This window comes from uncultured Azonexus sp. (genome assembly GCF_937982035.1).
Classification (GTDB): Bacteria; Pseudomonadota; Gammaproteobacteria; order Burkholderiales; family Rhodocyclaceae; genus Azonexus.
In genome coordinates this window covers 27,496-42,418 of sequence record NZ_CALJNI010000022.1, presented here as the reverse complement: position 1 = coordinate 42,418, position 14,923 = coordinate 27,496, and the positions used below count along the sequence as shown (strand labels likewise).

Here is a 14,923-nt window from a genome sequence, read left to right as displayed (position 1 = left end):
GACGATTTCAGTCGCCGCCGCGCAGGTGGAACAGTCGCTCGACCGCCGCATGCAACTGCACGCGTTCCTCACCGTCGGCCGCATTGAGGGTGCTGGTCGGTGCGTGCAGGAACTTGTTGCTCAAGCGCTGGGCCAGTTGTTCGACCACCTTCTCCGGCGCTTCGCCCTTGCCCAGAGCCTTGAGCGCGTGCTCGACCTCGTGCCGCCGGATCCGGTCAGCCGAGTCGCGCAAGGCGCGGATCACCGGCACCGTGTCCCGCGACTGCAGCCAGCCAAGGAACTCGCGGACCCGCTGACCGATGATGTCCTCGGCTTCGACCACGGCAGCCTGCCGCGACTCCATGCCGCTTTCGACGATCTGGGCCAGGTCGTCGACGGTGTACAGAAAGACGTCGTCGAGTTCACCGACTTCCTCCTCGACGTCGCGCGGCACGGCCAGGTCGACGATGAAGATCGGCCGGTGCCGGCGTGCCTTGATCGCCCGCTCGGCCATGCCCAGACCGATGATCGGCAAGGGGCTGGCGGTACAGGAGACGACGATGTCGTGCTGCGGCAGGGCGTCGGCCAGTTCATCGAGACGGATGGCCTTGCCGCCGTAGCGCTCGGCCAGTTCGCGACCGCGTTCGACGGTGCGGTTGGCGATCGTCACCTGTTTCGGCTGCTCGGCGCAGAAATGCGCCGCACACAGTTCGATCATCTCGCCGGCACCGATGAACAGCACGCGCTGCCCGGCGACGGAGTCGAAAATGCGCTCGGCCAGATGCACCCCGGCCGCAGCCATGGAAACGATGTTGGCCCCGATCGCGGTCGTGCTGCGCACTTCCTTGGCCACCGAAAAGGCACGCTGGAACAGCTTGTGTAATTGCGTACCCAGCGTCCCGACCTCTTCCGCCACGCGTACCGCATCCTTGACCTGCCCCAGGATCTGCGGCTCGCCGATGACCATCGAATCCAGCCCGCAGGCCACGCGGAAGGCGTGGCGGATCGCCGCCGGCTGGTCATGCACGTAAAGGAAGGGCGACAACTCGTCGTGCGCCACCTGGTGATAGGCCGTCAACCAGTCGATGACCCGCTGCGGCGATTCGGCCGCGCAATAAATCTCGGTACGGTTGCAGGTAGACAGGATCGCCACCTCGCGCACCACCTGGGCATGTGCCAGTTCGGCCAGGGCATGGTGCAACTTGTCAGCACCGAAAGCGACGCGCTCGCGGATGGCGAGTGGTGCTGAATGATGGTTGATGCCAAGGGTGAAGATCACTGGAAAGCGCCAGGTGCAAATTTCGGTGGGCGATTATATCACTGCCGTGCGGGCGGGTTTTCCGGGCCGGGGCAAAGCAAACTGGTCGGAAACCGGGAGAGCGGATATCATTCCCGCTTTCCCGGATGCCAGACCACCATGCGTACGCTCCTTGCCCTCCTGCTTGCTTCCCTGCTCAGCGCCTGCGCCACGAGCGACGATCCGTCCCGCACGCGCCAGATTGCCCAGACCGGCAATCTCAAGGTTCACCCCGGCCTGCTCGGCCAGCCGGTTCCGCCCGAACTCCAGATTCCGCAAACCGTCGCCGCCCGTGACACCGGTGAAGCTCCGATGCGCATGGACGAAGAAGGCCTGCGCACCCAGCGCAGCGTGTACTTCGACCTCGACAAGGCCGATCTCAAAGCCGACTACGACCCGATCATCGCCGCCCACGCCCGCTACCTGGCCCGCAACCCGAACGCGAAATTGCGCGTCGAAGGCCACGCCGACGAACGCGGCAGCGCCAGTTACAACCAGCGCCTGGGTCTGAAGCGTGCGCAAACGGTACGCGCCACGCTGCTTGGCCACGGCGCCGACAAGGGCCAGATTTCAGTCAAGAGCTGGGGTAAAGCAAAACCCAAGCTGCTCGGACGCAACGAAGAGGCTTGGGCCGAGAACCGCCGCGCCGACATTGTTTACGAACTGGAAAAATAAACGTCCCAGGACATGCCTACAGCCCGCCCATCCGGCGGGCTTTTTTTTCGCCAACATTTGGACACACTGCAAAATCGGCATGACCAACAACACAAGCTATAATTAACGTTATATATTGTTCGATCAAGCCCCCCCACAGCCACACTTCCGGACAAGACATGAAGAACAATCAGCCCGTCACCCAGCAAGAAGTGCACTTCCCCCGCGACACCTACCTGGTATCACGCACCGACCTCAAAGGCATCATTACCTACGCCAACGATGCCTTCGTCGAGATCAGCGGATTCACCCGCGAGGAACTGATCGGCAAGAGCCACAACATCGTCCGCCACCCGGACATGCCGGAAGCCGCCTTCCAGGATCTGTGGAGCACGGTGAAGAAAGGGCTGCCGTGGCGCGGCATGGTCAAGAACCGCTGCAAGAACGGGGGCTTCTACTGGGTCGAGGCTTTCGTCGTCCCGGTCAAGAAGAACGGCCAGATCACCGGCTACATGTCGGTACGCACCCCGGCCCCCAGCGCCAAGCGTGCCGCCGCCGAAGCCGCCTACGCCGCCGCCGGGCAGAAGGGCCGCCTGCCGGCCACCGGCCGCAAGTCGCTGTCGCTGCGCGCCCGCATCTGGGCAACCATGGCGGCACTGGTCGTGCTGATGAGCACCATCGGCATCGTCGGACTGACCAGCCTCAAGAGCACCGACGAGGAGCTGATCGCGCTGTACAACGAAAACCTGGTTCCCTCCAACGTCGTCAACCGGATGATGTTCCTGCTCTCGGACAACCGCTCGCAGATCATGCTCGGCCTGCAGCACGATCCGGCCAGCCAGTTTGCCAAGCTGCACGATCATCCGATCGACCTGCACATCGACAACACGCTGAACAACCGCAAGGAAATCAACGAACTGCTCGACCGGCTCAAGGCCACCCCGCTGACCGACAAGGAAAAGGCCCTGCTCGACAAGTTCGGCGAGACCCGTGAGCGCTTCTCCCGCGAAGGCATCAACCTGGCCCGCGAGCAGCTGCGCCAGGGCAACTTCATGGACGCCAACGTCCTGCTGCTGAGCAAGGTCAATCCGCTCTACGCCGAAATGCAACGCGACGGCCAGGCGCTGATCCAGGCCATCGCCGACGGTGCCAATGCCCGCTACGAAGCGGCCGACGCGCACTACCGCTGGGTGCGCAACCTGAGCATCGGCCTGCTGGTCGCTGCCATCCTGCTGGCGGTCATTGGCGGCGCCTTCCTGGTCAATGCCATCGTCGGCCCGATCCGCAAGGCCATCGCCCAGTTCGACCGGATCGCCGAGGGCAAGCTGACCGACGAGATCGACATCGAAGGACGCGACGAGACCGGCTTGCTGCTGTGCAACCTCGGCGTCATGCAGGGCACCCTGAAGGCCATGCTCGACGAGATCAACGCCGCTTCGCGCGCCATCGATTCGCGCAGCAAGCTGCTTGAAACCCAGATGGCCCAGGTTACCTCGCAGTCCGAGCAACAGCAGGCCAGCGTCGAGGGTGTGGCTGCCGCGACCGAGGAATTCAGCCAGTCGGTCCAGGAAGTTGCCGCCAACGCCCAGGACACGGCCAGTGCCGCCCGCGAATCGCAACTCCAGGTCAATCAGAGCAACGCCAACATCAGCCAGAGCATGGCCGCCACGAACCGGGTCGTCGATGCCGTCAATGCCTCGAACACCACCATCGACCAGTTGAACCGCTCGATTGCCAAGATCGGCGACATCACCAGCGTCATTGCCGACATCGCCAGCCAGACCAACCTGCTGGCACTCAATGCCGCCATCGAAGCCGCCCGTGCCGGCGAGCAGGGACGCGGCTTCGCGGTGGTCGCCGACGAGGTGCGCAAGCTGGCCGAACGGACGACGACCTCGACCGCCGACATCAACACCACGGTCAGCGAAATCCAGTCGGTCACTGCGCAGGCCGTGGCCAGCATGGACGTCGCCTCGCAGGAAGTCGAAACCGGGATCGGCAAGCTGCGCGAGAGCGTCGCCGGCCTGGAAGGCATCACCCAGTCGTCGAGTCAGGTTTCCCTGATGGCCGGGCAGATTTCCGATGCCGCCCGCCAGCAGGGCATTGCCAGCGAGGAGGTCGCCATCAGCATGCAGCAGATCACCGACCTGATCGAGCAGAACACCAACGCTGCGCGCCAGGCCCGTCAGGCTTCCGCCGACCTGCTGCAGACCTCGAAGTCGCTGGCCCAGCTGATTTCCGGTTTCGAGCTGTACAAACACTGATCGGCGATAGCCGGCAACGTAAAATGGGGGCCTTCAGGCCCCCATTTTTTTCGTCTGCCGCACCATGACTGCCCGCCCATTCATCCTGTTCCTGTCGCTGCTGGCCCTGACCGCCAGTGCCCCGGTCGCCGCCCAACTCCCGCCCCCGGTCGTCCGCGCCCTGCAGGCCGCGCAGATCCCCACGGACAAGGTAGCCCTGATCGTCCAGCCGGTCGACGCGATGGCGCCAAGCCTCGCGCACAATGCGGAAATGGTCATGAACCCGGCATCGGTGATGAAACTGCTCACCACCTATGCCGCGCTCAACCTGCTCGGCCCCGCCCACACCTGGCAAACCACCATCCTCGCCGAACAGCCGGTCGAGCGCGGCACGCTGCCCGGCAACCTCTACCTGAAGGGCAGCGGCGACCCCCGTTTCACCGTCGAACACCTGTGGTTGCTGCTGCGCCAGTTGCGCACCCGCGGCGTCGACCGCATCGCCGGCGACATCGTCCTCGACCGCAGTGTTTTTGCCAGCACCGCCTTCGATCCGGCAGCCTTCGACAACAAGCCGCTGCGCGCCTACAACGTCGGCCCCAACGGCCTGCTGATGGATTTCCAGGCCTTGCGCTTCACCCTGCAACCCGTCGACGGACAAGCCCGGGCATGGCTCGAATCGCCCAGTGCCGGCCTGATCGTGGACGACCGCCTGCAGGCGTTGAACGGCCCTTGCCCAGGCGACTGGCGCGACCGCGTTTCGCTCGCGGTGGTTCCCGACGGCGCCGGCCGCCGGCTCGAAATCCGAGGCGGCTACGCGCTGCAGTGCGGCGAACGAACGGTCAATCTGGCACCGCTTTCCGCCGACGCCCATGCCAGCGGCCTGATTCTCGCGCTGTGGCAGGAACTGGGCGGGCGTATCGACGGGCAGGTTCGTCCCGGCCTGACCCCGGCCACCGCCGCCCCCCTGGTTCGCCACGAATCGGCCGCGCTGGGCGAAGTCGTGCGCGACATCAACAAGTACAGCAACAACGTCATGGCCCGCCAGCTCTTCCTGACGCTCGGCAACGATGGCGCGCCGGCCAGCAACGAGCGGGCAACGCGCCGCATCATCGACTGGTTGCGCTCGCGCCGCCTGGACTTTCCCGAACTGGTCATCGACAACGGCTCCGGCCTGTCGCGTAGCGAGCGCATCAGCGCCGGCAGCATGAACCGCCTGCTGCTCGACGCCTGGCGCAGCCCGGTGATGCCGGAATTCATCGCCAGCCTGCCGCTGGCCGGCATCGACGGCACCATGAAAAAACGCCTGAACGGCGATGCCGCCAGCGGCCGGGCGCATATCAAGACGGGCACGCTGAACGGCGTACGCACCGCTGCCGGCTACGTGCTCGACGCCGGCGGCCGCCGCCATGCCCTGACGTTCTTCATCAACGATCCGCGCGCCCAGACCGGCGGCGAGGCCATCGACGCCCTGCTCAACTGGCTTGCCGACAGTCGATAAGTTGCCCGGTGCGACTCGAAAAGCGACCGTGAATGGGTTAAAGTGAAGGCATTGGTGCGACAGCGGCACGAGAATCGCTGACGCCAAACGGAAGAGAAGGGAGTCTCTCATGCAACGCCGGCAATTTGGCCTGCTCGCCCTCGGGCTGAGCCTGGCGCCGCAGTTATTTGCCAATCCCTCCCGGCAGCGCAAGCATGTTGTCGCCTTCGCCCAGGACACCATGGCCAACGACTGGCGCGCGGCCCAGGTCCGCGACCTGCAGCAGGCTTTCGGCAAACGCCCCGACATCGAGTTCGTGTTCAGCGACGCCGGCGGCGACACCGCCCGTCAGGTCCAGGACATCGAGCAGTTCGCGGCGCGCGGGGTGGATATCCTGATCACCAGTCCGCGCGATGCCGACCTGATGCGCGAGCCGATCGCCCGCATCCATCGCCGGGGCATCCCGGTCATCCTGTTGTCGCGACGGGTCAATGGCGAGGAGTTCACCCACTTCGTCACCGCCGACAACCGCGCCATCGCGCGCCAGGCGGCGCAATACCTGGCCCGGCGACTGAACGGCAAGGGCCGGATACTGATGTTGCAGCACATCCCGACCTCGACGCCGGGACAGCTTCGCACCGAAGGCTTCATGGACGAACTGGCCAGACACCCCGGACTGAAGATTGCCGCGATCAAGCGTGCCGATTCCCAACGCGCACTGGCCATCCAGAAAGTCGAGGAAGCCCTCGCCGAAAACCTGGCCTTCGATGCCATCTACGCCCAGTCCGACAGCATGGCGCTGGGCGCGATCATGGCCCTGAAGAAGGCCGGACGCGATCCGCGACACATCCCGATCACCGGCATCGACTTCATCACCGAGGCCCGCAACGCCATCCGGGCCGGCGAACTCGACGCCAGTTTCACCTACCCGACCTTCGGCCGCGAAGGCGCCGAGGCCGCGCTGACCCTGATCGACGGGGGCCGTCTGGCGATGCGCGAACGCATCGTCGCATCCATTGCCGTCACCCGCGACAACGTGGAGCGCATCGAACCGGTATTCTGAACGTGCGCAAGCTGCCCCTGGCCCATCGGCTCCTCCTGCTGTGGTTTGCCGCAACCCTTGCCGTGCTGGTGGTTGCCGGGTTGCTGTTTTCCGTCCTGCGTGGCCAGCAGGAGTGGGACGAACAGACGCGCACGATCGACGCCGCCTGGCATCACCTCGATACGGAAACCGCCTACCGGGCGCAGGAGCTGGCGGAAATGACGCAGACGCTGTCCGCATCGCCCAAGCTGCAGGCCACCCTGCACCTGTTTGACGGCTACTTCGACAGCGAACGCGGCAACCCCGACATCTTCGACTTCCCTGCCCGCGAACTGGCCCTGCTGCTGGGTGAAAGCGGCCGGGCCAGCGGCGTCGACTGGCTGCTGGTCAGCAGCCGGCACGGCCCGATCGCCGGCTACGCGATGCAGCAGAATCTCTACTGGTCGCAACGCAGCGAAGGCGCCCCCGTCCTCTTTGCCAGCAAGGCCAGCCTGGCCCCCTTCGAACCCATTGCCGACCTCGACCTGACAACATCAGCCGGCAGCGACAAGGTCCGTTTCGGGCGCTGCCGCACCGCCCCGGGCATCGCCCTGGTTCATGACCTGCCCGTCGTTTCGACCGCCGGCGAAATCGGCCGCCTGTCGGTCGGGCGCTGCCTCGACCTTGGCTTCATCGAACGCACCGCGAACGAGACCGGCCTGGCCTTCGCCATCGGCAACGACGACGCGCTACATTCGGCGCAGATGCCTGCGCAGGCCTTGAACACCGAGAGTGGCGAGGAACGCGCGCTGACCTTGCGCTGGTTTGCCAACCTGCGCCTCGGCAAATCCGGAGAACACACCTTCTCCACCGCCACGGCACCGCTGGTCGACGGCGCCGCCGTCAGTTTCCGTTTTGTCCGCCCGGCAGAGAGCGGCGACACGGCCACCGGCCTGCTGATCGGTGCCGGCTTCGCCAGCCTGGCGACGGTCTCGCTGCTGGTTTTCATCATCGGCCTGATTTTCATGCGCCGGGAAATCATGAATCCGCTCGACCGCCTGATGCAGGCCGTTGACTCGGCCCGCGGCGGACAATTCGTGCCGGTCGACGGCAAGTTGCCGGACAACGAACTGGGTACGCTGGCGCGTGTGCTCAACGAAACCATGACCGCGCTGACCCGCGAGCGCGCCCACCTGCACACCCTGGTCGACACCATCCCCGACCTGATCTGGCTGAAGGATACGGACGGCGTGTACCTGGCCTGCAACCCGCGTTTCGAGCAATTTTTCGGCGCCAGAGAGAAGGAAATTGTCGGCAAGACCGACCACGACTTCGTCGAGCCCGAACTCGCCGATTTTTTCCGCGAAAGGGACCTGGCAGCGATTAGCGCCGATGGCCCGAGCACCAATGAGGAATGGCTGCACTTCGCCGGCTGCGATTATCAGGGCCTGTTCCTGACGACGAAAGTGCCGATGCGCCTGGCCGACGGCACCCTGATCGGCATTCTCGGCATCGCCCACGACATCACCGAACTGCGCGCCGCGATGGACGAAATCGCCGGCCACCGCGACCTGCTGGAAATCAAGGTCCGCGAACGGACGGCTCAGCTGGAAGCTGCCATCGAGTTGCAGAAGAAGACCGAGCAGGCGCTCCAGGAAGCCAAGGAAATTGCCGAGGCAGCCAGCCAGGCCAAGAGCAATTTCTTGGCCAACATGAGCCACGAAATCCGCACTCCGCTCAACGCCATCACCGGCATGGTGCACCTGATCAGCCGCGCCGGCGTCCCGCCAGACCAGCAGGAACGCCTGCACAAGATCGACCTGGCCGGGCAGCATCTGCTGAACATCATCAATGCCATCCTCGATCTTTCGAAGATCGAGGCCGGCAAATTCGAGCTTGATGAAAACGAACTGCAGCCCGGCATCATCCTTGCCAACGTCTCGTCGATGATGCTCGACAAGGCAATGGAGAAAGGACTGCACCTGGAAATCGTCAACGACGTCCCCGGCCTCGTGCTGCGCGGCGATGCCGGTCGCCTGCAGCAGGCCCTGCTCAACTTCGCCGCCAATGCCATCAAATTCACCGACCAGGGCAACGTCACCCTGAAGGTCAGTCGCGAGCAGGAAGACGAGCACGGCGTCCTGCTGCGCTTCGAGGTCCGGGATACCGGCATCGGCATCGATCCGGCGGCGCAGGCCCGCCTGTTCTCCGCCTTCGAACAGGCCGACAACACGATCACCCGGCGCTTCGGCGGTACCGGCCTGGGCCTGGTCGTGACCCGCAAGCTGGCCCAGGCCATGGGCGGCGACACCGGACTCAGCAGCGAACCCGGGCACGGCAGCACGTTCTGGTTCACTGCCCGGCTGAAACACGGACTGGCGATCCCCGCTGCCGCGAGCCGCCCGGCCATCGAGGGCGACAGCGCCGAAACCCGGCTCGCCCGGGACTACGCCCACTGCCGCCTGCTCCTCGCCGAGGACGAGCCGATCAACCGCGAAGTCGCGCTGTCGCTGTTCAGCGATGTGAACCTGAGCGTGGATGTCGCCGAGGACGGTCAGCAGGCGCTGGACATGGCGAGCAGCGGCAATTACGACCTGATCCTGATGGACATGCAGATGCCGCGTCTCGACGGGCTTGAAGCAACCCGCCGCATCCGCGCGCTACCGGCGCGGCAACACGTACCGATCCTGGCGATGACCGCCAATGCCTTTGCCGAAGATCGTCAGCGCTGCCTCGATGCCGGCATGGACGACTTCATCGCCAAGCCGGTCGATCCCGAGATCCTGTTCGGCACGGTGCTCAAGTGGCTGCGCAAGCGCGCCGCCTCACAAACCAATCGGGTTTGAACTGCCGAGTGCCAGCCAGCCGCGGACGACGCGGTAGGCAACCCAGAAACCGAGCACCAGGATGACGCCGATGGCGATCGGGATACCGATGATGGTGATCAGGAACAGGCCATAGACACCGAGCCACAGCACGGTGAACCAGAAGGTCCGGATCTGCCAGCGGAAATGACTTTCCAGCCAGGTGCCGCGAACTTCGCTGCGCATCCAGTAGTTGAGGAAGACGGCCAGCAGCGACGGCAGCCCGAAGACGAAACCGCCGGCGATGGTTGCCGACGAGGTGACGCCGACGACGACGGCAATCGCGTGCAGGCCGTAAATCAGGTGGGTGACATTGACCAGTGACGGACGCACGCCGCCGGGGGCGCTAGGGACAGGCTCGTTCATGATTTCTCCTCGGCCAGCAGTTTCTGCAGGAACAGCGCCTGGCCAGCCGCCGGGTCGAGCACATAGGGCGCGAAACCGGCAAGTTGGTACGAGGCCATCGCCTGGTGGTTGTTCGACAGCACTTCCAGGGTCAGCTTGCAGCAGCCGAGCGCCCTCGCCTTGGCCTCGGCCCAGGCCAGCAGCGCCTGGCCGATGCCCTGACGGCGGCGGTCGCCACGCACCACGATATCGTGGATGTTGAGCAGCGGCCGGGCGGCGAAGGTCGAGAAGCCGGCGAAGCAGTTGATCAGGCCGACCGGCTCGTCGCCAGCCAGCGCCAGTCCGCCGTGATAGACCGGCACGCCCTTCAAGCCTGCGACCAGCCTCGCCTTGACCTCGGGCTTGAGGCCCTGACCGCCACCCATCGGGTCCTGCGCGTAGTGGTCGAGCAGGTCGAGCAAGGCCACCGCATGGGCGGTGTGGTTCAGGTCGAGATCGATGACGGTCAGGCTCATAAGCCCAGTTTCCCCCAGATAGCGTCCACGCGCTGTTTCACCTCGGCGTCCATGACGATGGGCCGCCCCCATTCACGATTGGTTTCGCCCGGCCACTTGTTGGTCGCGTCGATCCCCATTTTCGAGCCGAGGCCGGCCACCGGGCTGGCGAAGTCGAGGTAGTCGATCGGGGTGTTATCGACCAGGGTCGTATCGCGCACCGCGTCGAAACGCGTGGTCATCGCCCAGATCACTTCCTTCCAGTCGCGGATGTCGATATCGTCGTCCACGACGACGATGGTCTTGGTGTACATGAACTGGCGCAGGAAAGACCAGATGCCGAACATCACCCGCTTGGCGTGACCGGGATAGGCCTTCTTGATGCTGACGATGGCCATGCGGTACGAGCAGCCTTCGGGCGGCAGGTAGAAATCGACGATTTCGGTGAACTGCTTCTGCAACAGCGGCACGAACACTTCGTTGAGCGCCACGCCCAACACCGCCGGCTCGTCGGGCGGCTTGCCGGTATAGGTGCTGTGGTAGATCGGGTTCTTGCGCATGGTGATGCGGTCGACCGTGAACACCGGGAATTCGGCCTGCTCGTTGTAGTAGCCGGTGTGATCGCCGTAGGGACCTTCGAGCGCCATCTCGCCGGGATGGATATGGCCTTCCAGAACGATCTCGGCGGAAGCGGGCACTTGCAAACTTGAGCCGAGGCATTGCGTCAGCTCGGTCTTGCCGCCGCGCAGCAGGCCGGCGAACTGGTATTCGGAAAGGCTGTCCGGCACCGGCGTCACCGCGCCGAGTATGGTCGCCGGATCGCAGCCGAGGACCACGGCAATCGGGAAAGGCTGGCCGGGATTGGCCATCTTGAAATCGCGGAAATCGAGCGCCCCGCCGCGATGCGCCAGCCAGCGCATGATCAGCTTGTTCGGCCCGAGCACCTGCTGGCGGTAGATGCCGAGGTTCTGGCGGCTCTTGTGCGGGCCTTTGGTGACGACCAGGCCCCAGGTGATCAGCGGCGCAACGTCGCCGGGCCAGCAATGCTGGATCGGCAATCGCGAGAGGTCGACGTCCTTGCCTTCCCAGACGATTTCCTGGCAGGGCGCGTTCGACACCTTCTTCGGCGCCATGTTGAGCACCTGTTTCAACACCGGCAGCTTGTCCCAGGCGTCCTTCAGGCCCTTGGGCGGCTCCGGTTCCTTGAGGTAGGCGAGCAGCTTGCCGACTTCACGCAGCGCCTGTACCGAATCCTCGCCCATGCCCAGGGCGACGCGCTTGGGCGTGCCGAACAGGTTGGTGAGTACTGGCATCTCGTGACGCCGACCCTGCGTATGAGCCTTTTCGAAGAGCAGCGCCGGGCCGCCGGCGCGCAGCACGCGGTCGCCGATCTCGGTCATCTCCAGGTGGGTATCGACGTCCACCGCGATGCGCTTGAGTTCGCCGGTCTTTTCCAGTTGCGACAGGAAGTCGCGCAGGTCGTGGTATTTCATCGGAGCAGGAAGTCCAGGGCAATGCCGGCGAAGATGATGCCGCCGACCCAGTTGTTGTGCAGGAAAGCCTTGAAGCAGGCCATGCGTTCGCGGCCGCGAATCCAGATGTAATGGACGCCCATGATGCCGGCGGCAATGGCCAGCGCGCTGTAGAACGGCCAGCCCAGCGCATAGGTGCTGCCGACCCAGGCGATCAGCGCCAGTGTCACGGCGTAGCAGAGCATGACGGCGGCGACGTCGAAACGACCGAAGGTGATCGCCGAGGTCTTGATGCCGATCTTGAGGTCGTCGTTGCGGTCGACCATGGCGTATTCGGTATCGTAGGCAACCGCCCAGAAGATGTTGGCCACCAGCAGCCACCAGGCTTCGGCCGGCACGCTGCCCTGGTGCGCGGCGTAGGCCATCGGGATGCCGAAGCCGAAGGCGATGCCCAGGTAGGCCTGCGGAATGGCAAGAAAGCGCTTCGTGAAGGGATAGCTGGCAGCCAGGAAGACCGCCGGGATCGACAGCCAGATGACCAGCGGAATCCCCAGCACCAGCACCAGCGCGAAAGCCAGCAGGCAGAGGACGGCGAACAGCGCCAGTGCTTCCTTCGTGCTCACCCGACCGGCGGTCAACGGACGCTCCTTGGTCCGTTCGACATGCTTGTCGAAATCGCGGTCGGCGTAGTCGTTGATGACGCAACCGGCCGAACGCATGAGCACCGTGCCGAGCACGAAGACCAGCAGCACGGCCCAATCCGGACGGCCATCGGCAGACAGCCACAACGCCCACAGCGTCGGCCACAGCAAGAGCAGGATGCCGATTGGCTTGTCCAATCGCATCAGCTTCTCGTAGAGATCCAGTCTTTCCTTGATCGCGGCCAGGGTCATGCGTCGATTCTACCTTCTGTGTCGCGTGCCCGCCGCGCCTGCTGCCAGGCGACGACGGCCTGACCGGAATGGGCGAGGATGGCCTGGTAGCGCTCCCCCGGCAGCGCCTGGCGCAAGGCTGCGAACAACTGCTGCGTGCCATCCTGGGCAATCGCCGAAGCGGCCGGATCGGCGAGCAGCGAAATCTGGATGCTGGCCAGCGCGTCGGCAATCAACCGCCAGCCGAGTTCCGGCATCTGTTCGTTGAGCCCGAGCAGCAGGCTGCCCAGCGGCCGGACCAGGCCTTCGGCCTGCTCTGCCGTTTCGCAGGCGGCCATCGCATGCCACAGCGCGAGATGGATGCTGCGGCGCAGTTCGACCTTGAAATCGACAGCGGCGAATTCATTCCCCGTCAGCGCCGCAAACTGTTGCTGGAAGCGCGCATCGGCGGTGGCGTCGAGACGCGTGCGCAGACCACCGATCAGCGCCGTCAGCGCCGGGATCGCTTGGAGCTGGAATGCCTGCGTGTAAGCCAGCCCCCAGGCATCGAGTCCGTTGATCAACAGGGCCAGGCGCAGCGCCCGGGCATCGTCGGCGGCGCCGGCCTGGCTCCAGTTGTAGCAGCGCCCGGCCAGCTCACCGAGGGCGCCGGCTTCGGCGTCACTGTCCGGCGCGACGGCCATCCGGAACACGGCGGCAAAGGCATCCTGCGCCAGGCGCGCGGCCAGTCGCTGGCACTCGGTATCGGCCAGGGCGGCCAGCGGGTCGGCGGGAATCGGGGAAGCGGTGGCCATCGTCAACTTTCGGGCAAAGTCCGGAATTTTACCGCCGCGCCGCCTATTTGGCCGCGCCGCACATGCGCTTTGCCCAGGCGCCGAAGTGCCGGAGGAATTCCGGCAGCCGTCCGTAGATGTAAGCCGCCACGACCACGTTGCCCAGTGCGGCGACGGCAAACAGCGCCGGGATCGACAGCCCGGCGCCGAGCGCGGCGGCGGCACCGAGGGCGCCGACCACCATGAACAGTGCGTTGAGGATGTTGTTGGCGGCGATGATCCGCGCCCGGTGGCTAGGCTCGCAGCGAGTCTGCACCAGCGCATACAGGGGCACGATGAAGAAGCCGCCGAACACGCCGAGCATCAGCAGGTCGAACAGCACCCGCCAGATCGCCGGCAGGCTGAGCAAGGCCAGCAGTTCGTGCGCCGTCGTACCGACCAGGCCGACCGGCGAGGCGAAGTACAGATCGACGCCGAACAGGGTCAGGCCGATCGAGCCCAGCGGCACCAGTCCGATCTCGAGATGCCTGCCCGAGAGCCGTTCGCAGAGCAGCGAACCGGCACCAATGCCGACGGTGAAAATCGCCAGCAGCAGGGTGACCGTCGCCTCGCCGCCACCGAGCACGGTCTTCGTGTAGGCAGGGAATTGCGCCAGAAAGAGCGCGCCGTACAACCAGAACCAGGAAATGGCAACGATCGCCAGGAACACCAGGCGGTCGCCGCGGGCGAAGGCAATGCTGCGCCAGGTTTCGCTCAGCGGGTTCCAGTTGATCCGGAGCGCCGGCACCGGCGCCGGTGCGGCGGGAATGCCCCGGCTGTAGACATAACCGAGCACGGCGACGACCAAGCCACCGACGGCAATCCACCAGGGTTCGCTCACCGTGCCGGCAAACAGGCCGCCGGCCAGGGTGCCGACCAGGATGGAAACGAAGGTGCCCGCCTCGATCAGCGCGTTGCCACCGATCAATTCCTCCTCGCGCAGGTGTTGCGGCAGGATCGCGTATTTGACCGGCCCGAACAGTGTCGATTGCAGGCCGAGCAGGAACAGCGCGGCGAGCAACCAGGCCAGGCTGTGCAGCCAGAAACCGGCGGCCGCCACCCCCATGATCAGGATTTCCAGGATTTTCGACAGGCGCGCCAGCCAGGCCTTGTCGTATTTGTCGGCGAGTTGTCCGGCCGTCGCCGAGAACAGGAAAAAGGGCAGGATGAACAGGCCGGCGGCCAGATTGCCGAGCAATTCCACCGGCAGGGTCGTCCATTGCGCCGACTGAAAGGTGAGCAGGACAACCAGAGCGTTCTTGTAGAGGTTGTCGTTGAAGGCACCGAGGAACTGCGTGCCGAACAGGGGGCCGAAACGTTTCTCTCCGAGTAAGCTGAATTGTCCGCGCATGCCGCCCCCGCCCACCGTTACCGTAGCGGGCAAATGTCATTT

At 65.0% G+C, this 14,923-nt stretch carries 12 protein-coding genes; 5 read left to right on the top strand and 7 right to left on the bottom strand.

Features of this window, described 5'->3' with window-relative positions:
- Positions 1–7: 7 nt before the first annotated feature.
- On the bottom strand, positions 8–1,258 hold the full coding sequence (gene hemA / locus Q0799_RS14540; RefSeq protein WP_298399621.1) for a glutamyl-tRNA reductase: 1,251 nt from the start codon (positions 1,256–1,258) through the stop codon (positions 8–10).
- A 138-nt stretch (positions 1,259–1,396) separates the two neighbouring features.
- On the opposite strand from hemA, the gene Q0799_RS14535 reads away from it, so the two are divergent.
- The 5 genes from Q0799_RS14535 (at position 1,397) to Q0799_RS14515 (ending at position 9,517) form a co-directional block, all read left to right on the top strand.
- Entirely contained in the window at positions 1,397–1,951 is a 555-nt protein-coding gene (locus tag Q0799_RS14535) for an OmpA family protein (protein WP_298399619.1), read from the top strand.
- 158 nt (positions 1,952–2,109) lie between these two features.
- Positions 2,110–4,194, top strand: a complete 2,085-nt coding sequence (locus Q0799_RS14530; protein ID WP_298399617.1) for a methyl-accepting chemotaxis protein — start codon at positions 2,110–2,112, stop codon at positions 4,192–4,194.
- Positions 4,195–4,258: 64 nt separating this feature from the next.
- Positions 4,259–5,671, top strand: coding sequence for a D-alanyl-D-alanine carboxypeptidase/D-alanyl-D-alanine-endopeptidase (dacB, locus tag Q0799_RS14525; protein ID WP_298399615.1), 1,413 nt, complete (start codon positions 4,259–4,261; stop codon positions 5,669–5,671).
- Between the two features lie 109 nt (positions 5,672–5,780).
- Positions 5,781–6,713, top strand: coding sequence for a substrate-binding domain-containing protein (locus Q0799_RS14520; protein WP_298399613.1), 933 nt, complete (start codon positions 5,781–5,783; stop codon positions 6,711–6,713).
- A gap of 2 nt (positions 6,714–6,715) precedes the next feature.
- On the top strand, positions 6,716–9,517 hold the full coding sequence (locus tag Q0799_RS14515) for a response regulator (protein ID WP_298399610.1): 2,802 nt from the start codon (positions 6,716–6,718) through the stop codon (positions 9,515–9,517).
- Here the strand turns inward: Q0799_RS14515 and Q0799_RS14510 are convergent.
- From Q0799_RS14510 to Q0799_RS14485, 6 genes are read right to left on the bottom strand one after another with little or no spacing between them, the layout of a single operon-like run.
- Positions 9,497–9,901 carry a hypothetical protein gene (locus Q0799_RS14510; protein WP_298399608.1) on the bottom strand — a complete coding sequence of 135 codons (405 nt, stop codon included), beginning with the start codon at positions 9,899–9,901 and terminating at the stop codon, positions 9,497–9,499. The genes Q0799_RS14515 and Q0799_RS14510 overlap by 21 nt on opposite strands.
- Positions 9,898–10,395, bottom strand: a complete 498-nt coding sequence (locus Q0799_RS14505) for an N-acetyltransferase (protein WP_298399606.1) — start codon at positions 10,393–10,395, stop codon at positions 9,898–9,900. The genes Q0799_RS14510 and Q0799_RS14505 overlap by 4 nt, the downstream gene beginning before the upstream one ends.
- Positions 10,392–11,867, bottom strand: coding sequence for a 4-hydroxy-3-polyprenylbenzoate decarboxylase (ubiD, locus tag Q0799_RS14500; RefSeq protein ID WP_298399604.1), 1,476 nt, complete (start codon positions 11,865–11,867; stop codon positions 10,392–10,394). Before ubiD ends, Q0799_RS14505 begins: the two co-directional genes overlap by 4 nt.
- Complete coding sequence (gene ubiA, locus Q0799_RS14495; RefSeq protein WP_298399602.1) at positions 11,864–12,739, bottom strand: 4-hydroxybenzoate octaprenyltransferase; 876 nt, start codon at positions 12,737–12,739, stop codon at positions 11,864–11,866. Before ubiA ends, ubiD begins: the two co-directional genes overlap by 4 nt.
- Complete coding sequence (locus Q0799_RS14490; RefSeq protein WP_298399600.1) at positions 12,736–13,512, bottom strand: hypothetical protein; 777 nt, start codon at positions 13,510–13,512, stop codon at positions 12,736–12,738. Before Q0799_RS14490 ends, ubiA begins: the two co-directional genes overlap by 4 nt.
- A 43-nt stretch (positions 13,513–13,555) precedes the next feature.
- A complete protein-coding gene (locus Q0799_RS14485; protein ID WP_298399598.1) occupies positions 13,556–14,881 on the bottom strand; it encodes an MFS transporter in 1,326 nt (441 codons plus the stop codon).
- Between the last annotated feature and the right edge of the window lie 42 nt (positions 14,882–14,923).